The 15,641-nt window shown below is 62.5% G+C and carries 5 protein-coding genes and 7 pseudogenes; 5 read left to right on the forward strand and 7 right to left on the reverse strand.

Annotation, left to right across the window (positions count from 1 at the left end):
• Positions 1–293: 293 nt before the first annotated feature.
• The 3 genes and pseudogenes from D3879_RS27510 to D3879_RS27130 all read right to left on the reverse strand — a co-directional run bounded on the left by D3879_RS27510 (position 294) and on the right by D3879_RS27130 (position 2,032).
• On the reverse strand, positions 294–911 hold the full coding sequence (locus D3879_RS27510) for an FAD-binding protein (protein ID WP_274381384.1): 618 nt from the start codon (positions 909–911) through the stop codon (positions 294–296).
• Positions 886–1,620, reverse strand: a pseudogene (locus D3879_RS27515) (FAD-binding protein). The gene D3879_RS27510 and the pseudogene D3879_RS27515 overlap by 26 nt, the downstream one beginning before the upstream one ends.
• Positions 1,542–2,032 (reverse strand): annotated as a pseudogene (locus D3879_RS27130) (FAD-binding protein). The pseudogenes D3879_RS27515 and D3879_RS27130 overlap by 79 nt, the downstream one beginning before the upstream one ends.
• A 641-nt stretch (positions 2,033–2,673) precedes the next feature.
• Here D3879_RS27130 and D3879_RS27140 point away from each other — a divergent pair.
• Both D3879_RS27140 and D3879_RS15950 read left to right on the forward strand, forming a co-directional pair.
• A pseudogene (locus D3879_RS27140) lies at positions 2,674–5,587 on the forward strand (DUF1302 family protein).
• A gap of 324 nt (positions 5,588–5,911) precedes the next feature.
• Complete coding sequence (locus D3879_RS15950) at positions 5,912–6,901, forward strand: 5'/3'-nucleotidase SurE (RefSeq protein ID WP_119953875.1); 990 nt, start codon at positions 5,912–5,914, stop codon at positions 6,899–6,901.
• Between the two features lie 63 nt (positions 6,902–6,964).
• Here the strand turns inward: D3879_RS15950 and D3879_RS15955 are convergent.
• Positions 6,965–7,819: pseudogene (locus tag D3879_RS15955) on the reverse strand (DbpA RNA binding domain-containing protein); the annotation flags it as partial.
• Between the two features lie 113 nt (positions 7,820–7,932).
• Between D3879_RS15955 and D3879_RS15960 the strand changes: the two are divergent.
• Positions 7,933–8,626: pseudogene (locus D3879_RS15960) on the forward strand (DbpA RNA binding domain-containing protein); the annotation flags it as partial.
• Positions 8,627–8,689: 63 nt separating this feature from the next.
• Here D3879_RS15960 and D3879_RS15965 read toward each other — a convergent pair.
• From D3879_RS15965 to D3879_RS27900, 3 genes and pseudogenes are all read right to left on the reverse strand, one after another.
• Positions 8,690–9,679, reverse strand: coding sequence for a 5'/3'-nucleotidase SurE (locus D3879_RS15965; protein ID WP_119953875.1), 990 nt, complete (start codon positions 9,677–9,679; stop codon positions 8,690–8,692).
• A 324-nt stretch (positions 9,680–10,003) separates the two neighbouring features.
• Positions 10,004–11,385: pseudogene (locus D3879_RS27895) on the reverse strand (DUF1329 domain-containing protein).
• 23 nt (positions 11,386–11,408) lie between these two features.
• Positions 11,409–13,072: pseudogene (locus tag D3879_RS27900) on the reverse strand (DUF1302 domain-containing protein).
• A 504-nt stretch (positions 13,073–13,576) separates the two neighbouring features.
• Here D3879_RS27900 and D3879_RS15980 point away from each other — a divergent pair.
• A complete protein-coding gene (locus tag D3879_RS15980; RefSeq protein ID WP_274381385.1) occupies positions 13,577–15,304 on the forward strand; it encodes an FAD-binding protein in 1,728 nt (575 codons plus the stop codon).
• Positions 15,305–15,467: 163 nt separating this feature from the next.
• Positions 15,468–15,641, forward strand: a 174-nt coding sequence (locus tag D3879_RS27640; protein WP_119955282.1) for an SDR family NAD(P)-dependent oxidoreductase, incomplete at its 3' end; no start/stop codon positions are given.

Here is a 15,641-nt window from a genome sequence, read left to right on the forward strand (position 1 = left end):
CCAGCCTGTTCGGGGGCGCGGCCGCTGACGAAGACGGTCATACCGGCAGCGCCGAGAGCCAGAGCAATGCCCTTGCCGACGCCACGACTGGCGCCAGTGACGACGGCGACCTGGGTTAGTTCTGTATTCATATGCAGCTCCTGGATTTTGTGCACGATCGGCGCCGTTTTCAGGCTCAGCTTCGCGGATAAATCCGCTCCTACAAAAGCCCGCAGTCGCGGCCATTTCACAGGCCGGACACGGCTCCCTGTGGGAGCGGATTTATCCGCGATGGGTGGCACCTACGGCACTAGTTAGGTTAATAGCGACGGACTGCTCAAGCGCTGGATCATCAGGCTCTGGTTCTTGATATGGTTCGCCGCCAGGTAACCGAAGGTCATGGCCGGGCCTATGGTGGAGCCGGCACCCGGGTAGGTACGGCCCATCATCGAGGCCGCGCTGTTGCCGATCGCATACAGGCCGGCGATCGGCTGACCATCCACATGCAGTACGCGGGCATGCACGTCGGTGAGCAGGCCGCCCTTGGTACCGATATCGCCGGCGTCGATGCGCACGGCATAGAACGGCCCCTTGGTGCAGCGGTGCCAGGCAGGGATGGGCTGCACATTGGGATCACCGTAGTAGCGGTCGAACAGCGACTCGCCCTTATGGAAATCCTCGTCGCGCCCCTGCACGGCCATGGCGTTGAAGCGCTCCACGCTGCGCGCCAATCCAGCGGGATCGACGCCGATCTGCCCGGCCAGGCCTCCAGGCTCGCGGCCTTGTGGAAATAGCCACGCAGGTGCTTTGGCAATTGCCAGTCTGGCTGGGCGTAACCGGGCAGCAGCGCGCCGCAGGGTATTTGCGCCGGAACTCGGGCGTCGAAGACCATCCAGCAGGGCACGCTCACCGCGCCTTCGCGTTGTTGGCATACATGGCGTAGACGATGTCGGTGTAGGGCGCTGCCTCGTTGACGAAGCGCTGGCCGGCGGAGTTGACCAGCACGCAGCCGGGCAAGGTACGTTCGACGAACAGCGCGCGCTGTTTTTCCTCACCCGCAACCATGGGTGGTGGGCGCCCACCAACTGTGCCCCATCAGGGCTGTGTTCGCGCCTATGGCCTGGCCGGCGCGGATGGCGTCGCCGGTATTGTTCGGCGGCGTGGCGCTCCAGGTGGTCAGCGAAGGTTGTGGCAGATACTGCTCGCGCATCGCTGGTTACGTTCGAAACCACCGGCGGCGAGGATCACCCCATGGCGCGCCTTGATCCGTAGCGGACGCCCCTCACGGCTGGCCAGCACGCCACTCACCCGGCCGTCCTCGACTATCAACTCTTCTAGCGCGCAGTTCAGCCACAGGGGTAGCGCGCGGTCCAACAGGGAGGCGCGCAAGGCGCCGATCAGCGCATTGCCCAGGGTCAGGAAACGGTCGCGGCGCGACAGCCGCCGACCCTCCCTATCCCGCCAGTAGCGCCAGATCACCCGCAGGGTCAGGCCGAGCCAACCCGGCCCACGGCAGAGCAGCACCTGCGCCTCCTTCATGGTCATGGCCATGCGCCCCATCATCAGGGTGCCGGGCGACGGCGGGCGCATGCGCAAAAATTCCTCACCCAGTTCGGCGGCATCGAACGGCTGCGGGTCCATGGAGCGGTAACCGGCTTGCCGCCCTCCACCTCCGGGTAATAGTCGGCATAGTGGGGCTGCGCCTCGAAGCGCACCCGGCTGTGCCGCTCGAGGTACTCGACCATCTCGCGGCCGTGCTCGACATAGGCCTCGATGCGCCCATCGTCGATTTCCCCGTGGGTCACCGCTTTGATATAGCGAATCGCCTCCTCCACCGAGTCCGTACCGCCGAGCGCGGCGATCCGATGGTTATTCGGAATCCAGATGCCGCCGCCGGACACCGCCGAAGTGCGCCATACTCCGCGCTCTTCTCGAGCAGCAGCACATTCAGCCCCAGGTCATGGGCGCGCAGCGCGGCGGTCATGGCCCCCGCTCCCGAGCCGACCACCAGCACATCGCAGCAGTCATCCCAGTTGATTTTGCCGTCACTCATGCGGCTCGCTCCTTTCTTGTTATACGAAGAGGCGCGCGCCGGACGGGCCGGCGGCAGTTAGACGGATTCTTATCCCCGCCCCGGCGAGCAACATCGTCCGATGGGACTACGGGCAAAGGGGTATGGGCGATGTGAATGCGGGCGCTCTGGTATGGGCTGTCTTCGTAGGGCGGGTGAAACCCGCCAAATAAAAACAAGCCCACACTATTAGCCAACCATCAGTTCTTTACCGCGCGGGTTTTACCCGCCCTACAAGGCTGTCGCTTTCTTCGGCGGCTTTGGGCGGCGCAGACAGTCTGCCCGGCGGGCAGCGCCATGCCGGAGCGGACGATCAGCAGCGGCGCTCCGGCAGTCGAAGCCTGGAATTTGAACCAAACTGATCTTAGGGATCGTCCGCGCTCACTAGTCTTTATGGACGATGTTGCGATTCCCCCGTGACCACATAGTCAGTCGCGCCTCACTTAACTGAACCTTGAGCGTAGGGCCTCGATGCCTTGCCTCACCGAGAGGAACAAAATGATAAGAACAACAAAAAGCCAACTCCGTACACCGCTGAACAGCGCCATTCGCTTTGCGCTGGTAAGCCTGGCTGGCGGTTTGAGCCTGCAAGCCCAGGCGCTGTCCTTCCAGCCAGCGATGAGGTGGCCATAGATCTGGACACCACCCTGAGCTATGGCCTGGCCTGGCGTACCGACGACCGCGACCACCGACTGACCGCTGACGCCAATGGCAACGACGGTGACAACGCCTTCGACAAAGGCAGCCTGATCAACAACCGCGTCGGCTTCCTCACCGAAGCCAACGTCAAATGGCGCGAAGACTACGGCCTGTTCGTTCGCGCCGCCGGCTTCTACGACAACGTCTACGACCAGGGCAACGACAATGACACCGGCACCTCCAACTGTTTCGCCGGTGGTCAGTGCGCAAGACCCGACCGCTTTCCCCAGGACACCATCGACCAGCACCGCGAGGACCTGCGCCTGCTCGACTCCTACTTCTATGGCACCTGGGATGTAGCCGGCCGCGACCTCAACCTGCGCCTCGGCGATCAGGTGGTGAGCTGGGTGAGAGTCTGTTCTACCAAGGCATCTCGTCCGCGCAGAGCCCGGTGGACGCCACCAAGGCGACCACCCCCGGCGTCGAGGTCAAGGAGATCCTGCTGCCGGTCGGCCAGCTGTTCGCCCAGTACAGCCTGACCGACAACCTCAACCTGCAGGCCTACTACCAGTACGAGTGGGAAAAAACCGAACTGTTCGGGGTCGGCAGCTACTTCTCCACCACCGACCTGATCGACGAAGGCGGCTTCAACGACGCCAGCGGTTTCCTCAAGCGGCTGGACGACGACGAACCGTCCGACAGCGGTCAATACGGCGTGGCCATGACCTATACCGCCGAATCGCTGAACAATACCGAGTTCGGTGTTTACTATTCGCGTTTCCACGACAAGGCTCCGACGCTGGATTTCCTCAGCGACTTTGGCAGCTACCGGGTGCGCTACTTCGACGACATCGACCAATACGGCGCCAGTTTCGCCACCGTACTCGGCGACACCAGTTTCTCGGGTGAGGTCAGCTACCGCGATGGCCAGCCGGTGCTGGTCGATACCGCCACCACGTTCAACGGCTTCGGCTTCCCCATCGACATCCCGCTCCCGCCGCACGCGGTAAGTGCCGAAACCCTGCAAGCGCAGATGTCCATGATCCATGTGGTTGGCCCAACCTCCTGGGCGGACAACACCACCCTGGTCGGTGAAGTGGTTTACAACAACGTCATGGACAACGACAAGGCGGAGTCTTTCACCGTCTTCATTCCTGGCATAGGCCCCCTCAACACTCCGGAAACCGACAAGCTCTTCAAGGACCGAGACGCCTGGGGCTACACCGTCCAGGCCTCGTTCGACTACAACAACGTGTTCAGCGGCTGGGACATGTCGGTTCCCATCACCTACAGCACCGCAGCGCAACGCGATAGCTCGCTACTGGGCTCGATCAACTCGGGCGAGGGCGACGATCGCATGAGTGTCGCCAGCTCCTGGCGTTACCTCAACAACTTCACCGTGGAGGCTAGCTACAACGCTTTTCTGGGCAACTCGAAGAATGCCCCTTGGCAGACCGCGACAACGTCGCCCTCAACTTCAAATACCGTTTCTGAAGCCTCTGACGGAGGAACCCAGCATGACCAGAAGCACCCAAACCCTGTTCCGCACGGCCCTGGCCGTTACCCTGCTCAGCGGCAGCCTTGCCGTTCAAGCCAAGGTCAGCAACGAAGAGGCCGCTCGCCTGGGTCAAGATCTGACCCCCATGGGCGCGAGAAAGCCGGCAACGCCGACGGCAGCATCCCCGCCTGGTCCGGCAAATGGCGCGGCGCCCCGCCCCAGGTGAAATTCGCGGGCCCCGGCACGCCCTATCCAGACCCTTACGCCGATGAAAAACCCTTGTTCACCATCACCGCAGAGAACGTGGCGCAGTACGCCGACAATCTCAGCGATGGCCAGAAGGCGCTGCTCAAACGCTATCCCACCACGTTCAAGATCCCGGTTTACCCGAGTCACCGCGACTTCCGCTACGACCAGAAGACCGATGACAACATCAAACAGAATGCCCTCAACGCCGAGCTGATCGACGGCGGCTACGGCACCAAGAACGCCTTCGGCGCCTCGCCCTTCCCGATCCCGAAGAACGGCAGCGAGCTGATGTTCAACCACGTCCTGCAGGGGCGCGCCGCGAAAGAAGAGGCCGACTACCTTCAGGTCGTGAACTATGCCGATGGCAACAAGGTCTTCGAGAAGGTCAACTACAAGATCCTCTCGACTTGGTCCGACACGAACCTTACGTTGGAGTCAGTCAATGGCGTTATGTCGCACTTCCTGCTGACCACTATGGAGCCCGTGCGCAAGAAAGGTGAGATGGTCGTTGGCCACGAATTCATCAACCCCGTAGCCTCACCCCGGCAGGCGTGGATGTACGCACCAGGCCAACGCCGGGTACGTCGCGCACCCACTGTGGGCTATGACTCGCCCACCGGTGCTGGCGGCTTTCGCGTCTATGACGAGGACCGTCTGTTCAACGGCGCACCAGACCGCTACGAGTGGACGATCCTGGGCAAGAAAGAGCTCTACATCCCTACCACAACTACAAGCTCGACGATCCCAGCGTGAAGGCCGAGCAGTTGCTGGCCACCAAGGGCCACGTCAACCCTGACTATATGCGGTATGAGAAACACCGCGTCTGGGTGCTGGAAGCCAAGCTGAAGGAAGGCAGCCGCCACATCTACGCCAAGCGCGTGCTCTACCTCGACGAGGACTCCTGGGCGGCTACGCTGGCTGACAACTACGACAACCGTGGCCAGTTTTGGCGCACCAACATGCAAGCCTCGATCTACACCTACGACACCCAGCGTTATCACGCCCGGTTGGGTATGTACCATGACCTGATCGCCGGCTCCTATCTGGTCGACCGGCTGCTGGTTGACCAGCAACCGGCGAAGTTGAATGCCAGCAACTTCACGGAAAGCGATTTCACCCCAGGCAACCTGCGCAAGTTGGGTACGCGCTAAGAACCTGCTCAAGATCGTCGCGAGCGCAGGTCAGGCAAGGCGAAAACAGGCGAGGACGCGGAGTTTACGAGTGGTAAATGAGCAGTCCGAGCCTGTTTTCAACGCAGCATGGCCAAGCGCAGCAGATATTGAATAGGTTCTGAGCCTAGCTCCCTGATCGGCCCGTTCGCTCAGGGAGCCCAATTGCAGCCGGCGTGCGGCACAGCACAATCCGCACGCCAGCAGCATATCTGTCGAACCTCTGTAACCAAGCCTTGCCAGACTGGCGGTGCCGCTGCGCCCCGCCGGTGATGGCCTTACTTTGATCGCATGGAGACGATAATAATGAATAAGTTGTTAACCGCCGCCCTGGGCGTGGCCGGTGTGAGCCTGTCACTGCAGGCCAATGCTTTGAACATCCTGCTAACCAACGATGACGGCTGCCGTGCGCCGGGCATCGGCTTCGTCTACCAGGCACTGGTTGGCGCCGGTCACCAGGTCACCCTGGTCGGCCCGCTGAACGACAGCAGTGGTATCGGTGCCGCCAGCGTGGTCAACCCCGGCCAGGCCGTGGCGGTGACCGAGCTGGCGCCCGGCAAGTTCTGCGTCGGCCCGCCGGAAGGCTACACCCCTCCGGCCGGCAAGACCTCGGCAATCGGCACGCCGGTGGATGCGGTCAACGTCGGCCTTGGCCTGCTGCTCAAGGACAACCCACCGGATCTGGTGGTCTCCGGGACCAACTTCGGCGACAACGTCGGCCCACTGACCCAGATGTCCGGCACAGTGAACGCTGCCGTACGCGCCATGTTCAAGGGGGTGCCGGCGGTGGCGGTGTCTACCGCGATCGACATGGAGCTGTTTATGCGTGACCGCCAGGCTGGCTACCTGAAGACCCTGAACGCCATGGACGACACGGCCAACTTCGCGGTGAAGGTGATCGACAAGGCCTCTGCAACCGGTGCCCAGGCCAAGCGTCAGTGCGAGCAGAGCAAGGACAAAGCCAAGCCGTTCTGCGAGCTGAACGTACTCGGTTTGCCAGGCACCACCGGGCTGAACATCAACTACCCGGCCCGCGAAGCCAGCGAGGTGACTGGCGTCAGCTATGCACCGATCGGCGACTGGGGCACCGTGAACTTCGTCCCGCAGCGCGGCGCGGATGGCATTGTACGGGTCAATCTGGTGTCGCCACCGACCCCGACAGCAGCCCAGCAGCAGGCCGATGCTTATCAGCTGTGGTCGGGCAATGCGGTGATCACCGTAATCGACGGCAATATGACCGCGTTACCGGCGCTGCAGGAGAAGGCCAAGCTGATGCTCGAAGGTCTGAAACCCTGATTCAGCAGATATAAAAAAGCCCCGCCTAGTGCGGGGCTTTTTTATGGGGCTAATCAGCGCAGATCAATCTTCGCGATAGCGACGCAGCTTCAACTGCTTACCTGCCACACGAGTGTCCTTGAGCTTGGTCAGCAGACGCTCCAGGCCATCTTCCGGCAGCTCTACCAGGCTGAAGCTGTCACGCACCTGAATGCGACCGATCGCCTCACGAGCCAGGCCGCCTTCGTTGAGGATGGCACCAAGCAGATTCTTCGCGGCGATACCATCACGGGCACCCAGCGCAGTACGGCAACGCGCACGGCCATCGGCCAGCGGCATCGGCGCGCGACGCTCACGCACATCACCACGCTCGGAACGCTCACCGCTACGCTCGCTACGTTCACGCGGTGCACTGTTCGGCACCAGCGGCTGCTCACGCTCGACTTCAGCCAGGGTCAGCGCTTGGCCGTTGGTGGCTTTGCGCAGCAAAGCCGCGGCCAGCGCACGCGGGCTGCAACCGATATCGGCGGTCAGACGATCCAGCAGATCGCCATGCGTCGCTTCAGCATCAGCCACCAGCGGCGCCAGGCTGCTGGTCAGCTTCTTGATGCGTGCCGTTAGCACAGCAGCAGCATCTGGCAGGCGCACTTCGGCGACTTTTTGTCCAGTCACACGCTCGATCACCTGCAGCATGCGGCGCTCACGCGGCGTCACCAGCAGCAAGGCGCGACCGGTACGACCGGCACGCCCGGTACGACCGATACGGTGCACATAGGATTCCGGATCGTACGGCATATCCACGTTCATCACGTGATGATGCGCGGCACGTCAAGGCACGGGCCGCGACGTCGGTAGCAACGACGATGTCCAGCGGCCATCTTTCAGCGAGTCGATCACACGCTCGGATTCTGCGCATGCACCGTCAGCCGCAGCTGGATGCCGGCTCGCCTGACGACAGGTCGCCGGACATCGGCGCCTGATGCTCGCGAGCCGTGATCCGGATCTGACTACGGCGCGGGCCGATGCCGCGTCACGTGATGAACGGATATGCCGATCCGGAATCCTATGTGCACCGTATCGTCTACCGGCGTGCCGGTACCGGTCGCGCCTTGCTGCTGTGACGCCGCTGAGCGCCGCATGCTGCAGGTGATCGAGCGTGTGACTGGACAAAAAGTCGCCGAAGTGCGCCTGCCAGATGCTGCTGCTGTGCTAACGGCACGCATCAAGAAGCTGACCAGCAGCCTGGCGCCGCTGGTGGCTGATGCTGAAGCGACGCATGGCGATCTGCTGGATCGTCTGACCGCCGATATCGGTTGCAGCCCGCGTGCGCTGGCCGCGGCTTTGCTGCGCAAAGCCACCAACGGCCAAGCGCTGACCCTGGCTGAAGTCGAGCGTGAGCAGCCGCTGGTGCCGAACAGTGCACCGCGTGAACGTAGCGAGCGTAGCGGTGAGCGTTCCGAGCGTGGTGATGTGCGTGAGCGTCGCGCGCCGATGCCGCTGGCCGATGGCCGTGCGCGTTGCCGTACTGCGCTGGGTGCCCGTGATGGTATCGCCGCGAAGAATCTGCTTGGTGCCATCCTCAACGAAGGCGGCCTGGCTCGTGAGGCGATCGGTCGCATTCAGGTGCGTGACAGCTTCAGCCTGGTAGAGCTGCCGGAAGATGGCCTGGAGCGTCTGCTGACCAAGCTCAAGGACACTCGTGTGGCAGGTAAGCAGTTGAAGCTGCGTCGCTATCGCGAAGATTGATCTGCGCTGATTAGCCCCATAAAAAAGCCCCGCACTAGGCGGGGCTTTTTTATATCTGCTGAATCAGGGTTTCAGACCTTCGAGCATCAGCTTGGCCTTCTCCTGCAGCGCCGGTAACGCGGTCATATTGCCGTCGATTACGGTGATCACCGCATTGCCCGACCACAGCTGATAAGCATCGGCCTGCTGCTGGGCTGCTGTCGGGGTCGGTGGCGACACCAGATTGACCCGTACAATGCCATCCGCGCCGCGCTGCGGGACGAAGTTCACGGTGCCCCAGTCGCCGATCGGTGCATAGCTGACGCCAGTCACCTCGCTGGCTTCGCGGGCCGGGTAGTTGATGTTCAGCCCGGTGGTGCCTGGCAAACCGAGTACGTTCAGCTCGCAGAACGGCTTGGCTTTGTCCTTGCTCTGCTCGCACTGACGCTTGGCCTGGGCACCGGTTGCAGAGGCCTTGTCGATCACCTTCACCGCGAAGTTGGCCGTGTCGTCCATGGCGTTCAGGGTCTTCAGGTAGCCAGCCTGGCGGTCACGCATAAACAGCTCCATGTCGATCGCGGTAGACACCGCCACCGCCGGCACCCCCTTGAACATGGCGCGTACGGCAGCGTTCACTGTGCCGGACATCTGGGTCAGTGGGCCGACGTTGTCGCCGAAGTTGGTCCCGGAGACCACCAGATCCGGTGGGTTGTCCTTGAGCAGCAGGCCAAGGCCGACGTTGACCGCATCCACCGGCGTGCCGATTGCCGAGGTCTTGCCGGCCGGAGGGGTGTAGCCTTCCGGCGGGCCGACGCAGAACTTGCCGGGCGCCAGCTCGGTCACCGCCACGGCCTGGCCGGGGTTGACCACGCTGGCGGCACCGATACCACTGCTGTCGTTCAGCGGGCCGACCAGGGTGACCTGGTGACCGGCGCCAACCAGTGCCTGGTAGACGAAGCCGATGCCCGGCGCACGGCAGCCGTCATCGTTGGTTAGCAGGATGTTCAAAGCATTGGCCTGCAGTGACAGGCTCACACCGGCCACGCCCAGGGCGGCGGTTAACAACTTATTCATTATTATCGTCTCCATGCGATCAAAGTAAGGCCATCACCGGCGGGGCGCAGCGGCACCGCCAGTCTGGCAAGGCTTGGTTACAGAGGTTCGACAGATATGCTGCTGGCGTGCGGATTGTGCTGTGCCGCACGCCGGCTGCAATTGGGCTCCCTGAGCGAACGGGCCGATCAGGGAGCTAGGCTCAGAACCTATTCAATATCTGCTGCGCTTGGCCATGCTGCGTTGAAAACAGGCTCGGACTGCTCATTTACCACTCGTAAACTCCGCGTCCTCGCCTGTTTTCGCCTTGCCTGACCTGCGCTCGCGACGATCTTGAGCAGGTTCTTAGCGCGTACCCAACTTGCGCAGGTTGCCTGGGGTGAAATCGCTTTCCGTGAAGTTGCTGGCATTCAACTTCGCCGGTTGCTGGTCAACCAGCAGCCGGTCGACCAGATAGGAGCCGGCGATCAGGTCATGGTACATACCCAACCGGGCGTGATAACGCTGGGTGTCGTAGGTGTAGATCGAGGCTTGCATGTTGGTGCGCCAAAACTGGCCACGGTTGTCGTAGTTGTCAGCCAGCGTAGCCGCCCAGGAGTCCTCGTCGAGGTAGAGCACGCGCTTGGCGTAGATGTGGCGGCTGCCTTCCTTCAGCTTGGCTTCCAGCACCCAGACGCGGTGTTTCTCATACCGCATATAGTCAGGGTTGACGTGGCCCTTGGTGGCCAGCAACTGCTCGGCCTTCACGCTGGGATCGTCGAGCTTGTAGTTGTGGTAGGGGATGTAGAGCTCTTTCTTGCCCAGGATCGTCCACTCGTAGCGGTCTGGTGCGCCGTTGAACAGACGGTCCTCGTCATAGACGCGAAAGCCGCCAGCACCGGTGGGCGAGTCATAGCCCACAGTGGGTGCGCGACGTACCCGGCGTTGGCCTGGTGCGTACATCCACGCCTGCCGGGGTGAGGCTACGGGGTTGATGAATTCGTGGCCAACGACCATCTCACCTTTCTTGCGCACGGGCTCCATAGTGGTCAGCAGGAAGTGCGACATAACGCCATTGACTGACTCCAACGTAAGGTTCGTGTCGGACCAAGTCGAGAGGATCTTGTAGTTGACCTTCTCGAAGACCTTGTTGCCATCGGCATAGTTCACGACCTGAAGGTAGTCGGCCTCTTCTTTCGCGGCGCGCCCCTGCAGGACGTGGTTGAACATCAGCTCGCTGCCGTTCTTCGGGATCGGAAGGGCGAGGCGCCGAAGGCGTTCTTGGTGCCGTAGCCGCCGTCGATCAGCTCGGCGTTGAGGGCATTCTGTTTGATGTTGTCATCGGTCTTCTGGTCGTAGCGGAAGTCGCGGTGACTCGGGTAAACCGGGATCTTGAACGTGGTGGGATAGCGTTTGAGCAGCGCCTTCTGGCCATCGCTGAGATTGTCGGCGTACTGCGCCACGTTCTCTGCGGTGATGGTGAACAAGGGTTTTTCATCGGCGTAAGGGTCTGGATAGGGCGTGCCGGGGCCCGCGAATTTCACCTGGGGCGGGGCGCCGCGCCATTTGCCGGACCAGGCGGGGATGCTGCCGTCGGCGTTGCCGGCTTTCTCGGCGCCCATGGGGGTCAGATCTTGACCCAGGCGAGCGGCCTCTTCGTTGCTGACCTTGGCTTGAACGGCAAGGCTGCCGCTGAGCAGGGTAACGGCCAGGGCCGTGCGGAACAGGGTTTGGGTGCTTCTGGTCATGCTGGGTTCCTCCGTCAGAGGCTTCAGAAACGGTATTTGAAGTTGAGGGCGACGTTGTCGCGGTCTGCCAAGGGGGCATTCTTCGAGTTGCCCAGAAAAGCGTTGTAGCTAGCCTCCACGGTGAAGTTGTTGAGGTAACGCCAGGAGCTGGCGACACTCATGCGATCGTCGCCCTCGCCCGAGTTGATCGAGCCCAGTAGCGAGCTATCGCGTTGCGCTGCGGTGCTGTAGGTGATGGGAACCGACATGTCCCAGCCGCTGAACACGTTGTTGTAGTCGAACGAGGCCTGGACGGTGTAGCCCCAGGCGTCTCGGTCCTTGAAGAGCTTGTCGGTTTCCGGAGTGTTGAGGGGGCCTATGCCAGGAATGAAGACGGTGAAAGACTCCGCCTTGTCGTTGTCCATGACGTTGTTGTAAACCACTTCACCGACCAGGGTGGTGTTGTCCGCCCAGGAGGTTGGGCCAACCACATGGATCATGGACATCTGCGCTTGCAGGGTTTCGGCACTTACCGCGTGCGGCGGGAGCGGGATGTCGATGGGGAAGCCGAAGCCGTTGAACGTGGTGGCGGTATCGACCAGCACCGGCTGGCCATCGCGGTAGCTGACCTCACCCGAGAAACTGGTGTCGCCGAGTACGGTGGCGAAACTGGCGCCGTATTGGTCGATGTCGTCGAAGTAGCGCACCCGGTAGCTGCCAAAGTCGCTGAGGAAATCCAGCGTCGGAGCCTTGTCGTGGAAACGCGAATAGTAAACACCGAACTCGGTATTGTTCAGCGATTCGGCGGTATAGGTCATGGCCACGCCGTATTGACCGCTGTCGGACGGTTCGTCGTCGTCCAGCCGCTTGAGGAAACCGCTGGCGTCGTTGAAGCCGCCTTCGTCGATCAGGTCGGTGGTGGAGAAGTAGCTGCCGACCCCGAACAGTTCGGTTTTTCCCACTCGTACTGGTAGTAGGCCTGCAGGTTGAGGTTGTCGGTCAGGCTGTACTGGGCGAACAGCTGGCCGACCGGCAGCAGGATCTCCTTGACCTCGACGCCGGGGGTGGTCGCCTTGGTGGCGTCCACCGGGCTCTGCGCGGACGAGATGCCTTGGTAGAACAGACTCTCACCCCAGCTCACCACCTGATCGCCGAGGCGCAGGTTGAGGTCGCGGCCGGCTACATCCCAGGTGCCATAGAAGTAGGAGTCGAGCAGGCGCAGGTCCTCGCGGTGCTGGTCGATGGTGTCCTGGGGAAAGCGGTCGGGTCTTGCGCACTGACCACCGGCGAAACAGTTGGAGGTGCCGGTGTCATTGTCGTTGCCCTGGTCGTAGACGTTGTCGTAGAAGCCGGCGGCGCGAACGAACAGGCCGTAGTCTTCGCGCCATTTGACGTTGGCTTCGGTGAGGAAGCCGACGCGGTTGTTGATCAGGCTGCCTTTGTCGAAGGCGTTGTCACCGTCGTTGCCATTGGCGTCAGCGGTCAGTCGGTGGTCGCGGTCGTCGGTACGCCAGGCCAGGCCATAGCTCAGGGTGGTGTCCAGATCTATGGCCACCTCATCGCTGGGCTGGAAGGACAGCGCCTGGGCTTGCAGGCTCAAACCGCCAGCCAGGCTTACCAGCGCAAAGCGAATGGCGCTGTTCAGCGGTGTACGGAGTTGGCTTTTTGTTGTTCTTATCATTTTGTTCCTCTCGGTGAGGCAAGGCATCGAGGCCCTACGCTCAAGGTTCAGTTAAGTGAGGCGCGACTGACTATGTGGTCACGGGGGGAATCGCAACATCGTCCATAAAGACTAGTGAGCGCGGACGATCCCCTAAGATCAGTTTGGTTCAAATTCCAGGCTTCGACTGCCGGAGCGCCGCTGCTGATCGTCCGCTCCGGCATGGCGCTGCCCGCCGGGCAGACTGTCTGCGCCGCCCAAAGCCGCCGAAGAAAGCGACAGCCTTGTAGGGCGGGTAAAACCCGCGCGGTAAAGAACTGATGGTTGGCTAATAGTGTGGGCTTGTTTTTATTTGGCGGGTTTCACCCGCCCTACGAAGACAGCCCATACCAGAGCGCCCGCATTCACATCGCCCATACCCTTTGCCCGTAGTCCCATCGGACGATGTTGCTCGCCGGGGCGGGGATAAGAATCCGTCTAACTGCCGCCGGCCCGTCCGGCGCGCGCCTCTTCGTATAACAAGAAAGGAGCGAGCCGCATGAGTGACGGCAAATCAACTGGGATGACTGCTGCGATGTGCTGGTGGTCGGCTCGGGAGCGGGGGCCATGACCGCCGCGCTGCGCGCCCATGACCTGGGGCTGAATGTGCTGCTGCTCGAGAAGAGCGCGGAGTATGGCGGCACTTCGGCGGTGTCCGGCGGCGGCATCTGGATTCCGAATAACCATCGGATCGCCGCGCTCGGCGGTACGGACTCGGTGGAGGAGGCGATTCGCTATATCAAAGCGGTGACCCACGGGGAAATCGACGATGGGCGCATCGAGGCCTATGTCGAGCACGGCCGCGAGATGGTCGAGTACCTCGAGCGGCACAGCCGGGTGCGCTTCGAGGCGCAGCCCCACTATGCCGACTATTACCCGGAGGTGGAGGGCGGCAAGCCGGGTTACCGCTCCATGGACCCGCAGCCGTTCGATGCCGCCGAACTGGGTGAGGAATTTTTGCGCATGCGCCCGCCGTCGCCCGGCACCCTGATGATGGGGCGCATGGCCATGACCATGAAGGAGGCGCAGGTGCTGCTCTGCCGTGGGCCGGGTTGGCTCGGCCTGACCCTGCGGGTGATCTGGCGCTACTGGCGGGATAGGGAGGGTCGGCGGCTGTCGCGCCGCGACCGTTTCCTGACCCTGGGCAATGCGCTGATCGGCGCCTTGCGCGCCTCCCTGTTGGACCGCGCGCTACCCCTGTGGCTGAACTGCGCGCTAGAAGAGTTGATAGTCGAGGACGGCCGGGTGAGTGGCGTGCTGGCCAGCCGTGAGGGGCGTCCGCTACGGATCAAGGCGCGCCATGGGGTGATCCTCGCCGCCGGTGGTTTCGAACGTAACCAGGCGATGCGCGAGCAGTATCTGCCACAACCTTCGCTGACCACCTGGAGCGCCACGCCGCCGAACAATACCGGCGACGCCATCCGCGCCGGCCAGGCCATAGGCGCGAACACAGCCCTGATGGGGCACAGTTGGTGGGCGCCCACCACCCATGTTGCGGGTGAGGAAAAACAGCGCGCGCTGTTCGTCGAACGTACCTTGCCCGGCTGCGTGCTGGTCAACTCCGCCGGCCAGCGCTTCGTCAACGAGGCAGCGCCCTACACCGACATCGTCTACGCCATGTATGCCAACAACCGCGAAGGCGCGGTGAGCGTGCCCTGCTGGATGGTCTTCGACGCCGAGTTCCGGCGCAAATACCCCTGCGGCGCGCTGCTGCCCGGTTACGCCCAGCCAGACTGGCAATTGCCAAAGCACCTGCGTGGCTATTTCCACAAGGCCGCGAGCCTGGAGGCCCTGGCCGGGCAGATCGGCGTCGATCCCGCTGGATTGGCGCGCAGCGTGGAGCGCTTCAACGCCATGGCCGTGCAGGGGCGCGACGAGGATTTCCATAAGGGCGAGTCGCTGTTCGACCGCTACTACGGTGATCCCAATGTGCAGCCCAATCCCTGCCTGGCACCGCTGCACAAGGGGCCGTTCTATGCCGTGCGCATCGACGCCGGCGATATCGGTACCAAGGGCGGCCTGCTCACCGACGTGCATGCCCGCGTACTGCATGTGGATGGTCAGCCGATCGCCGGCCTGTATGCGATCGGCAACAGCGCGGCCTCGATGATGGGCCGTACCTACCCGGGTGCCGGCTCCACCATAGGCCCGGCCATGACCTTCGGTTACCTGGCGGCGAACCATATCAAGAACCAGAGCCTGATGATCCAGCGCTTGAGCAGTCCGTCGCTATTAACCTAACTAGTGCGTAGGTGCCACCCATCGCGGATAAATCCGCTCCCACAGGGAGCCGTGTCCGGCCTGTGAAATGGCCGCGACTGCGGGGCTTTTTGTAGGAGCGGATTTATCCGCGAAGCTGAGCCTGAAAACGGCGCCGATCGTGCACAAAATCCAGGAGCTGCATATGAATACAGAACTAACCCAGGTCGCCGTCGTCACTGGCGCCAGTCGTGGCGTCGGCAAGGGCATTGCTCTGGCTCTCGGCGCTGCCGGTATGACCGTCTTCGTCAGCGGCCGCGCCCCCGAACAGGCTGGTTCCAGGCTGCATGGCCAGGCACTCACCGGCTCGCTCGAGGAG

Source organism: Pseudomonas cavernicola (assembly GCF_003596405.1).
GTDB classification, from domain to species: Bacteria; Pseudomonadota; Gammaproteobacteria; order Pseudomonadales; family Pseudomonadaceae; genus Aquipseudomonas; species Aquipseudomonas cavernicola.

What these genes read in the sequence shown, in the direction of transcription:
- D3879_RS27510 (WP_274381384.1), bottom strand. Translation starts at nt 911, where the DNA reads ATGCCAACAACGCGAAGGCGCGGTGAGCGTGCCCTGCTGGATGGTCTT.
- D3879_RS15950 (WP_119953875.1), top strand. Translation starts at nt 5,912, where the DNA reads ATGAATAAGTTGTTAACCGCCGCCCTGGGCGTGGCCGGTGTGAGCCTG.
- D3879_RS15965 (WP_119953875.1), bottom strand. Translation starts at nt 9,679, where the DNA reads ATGAATAAGTTGTTAACCGCCGCCCTGGGCGTGGCCGGTGTGAGCCTG.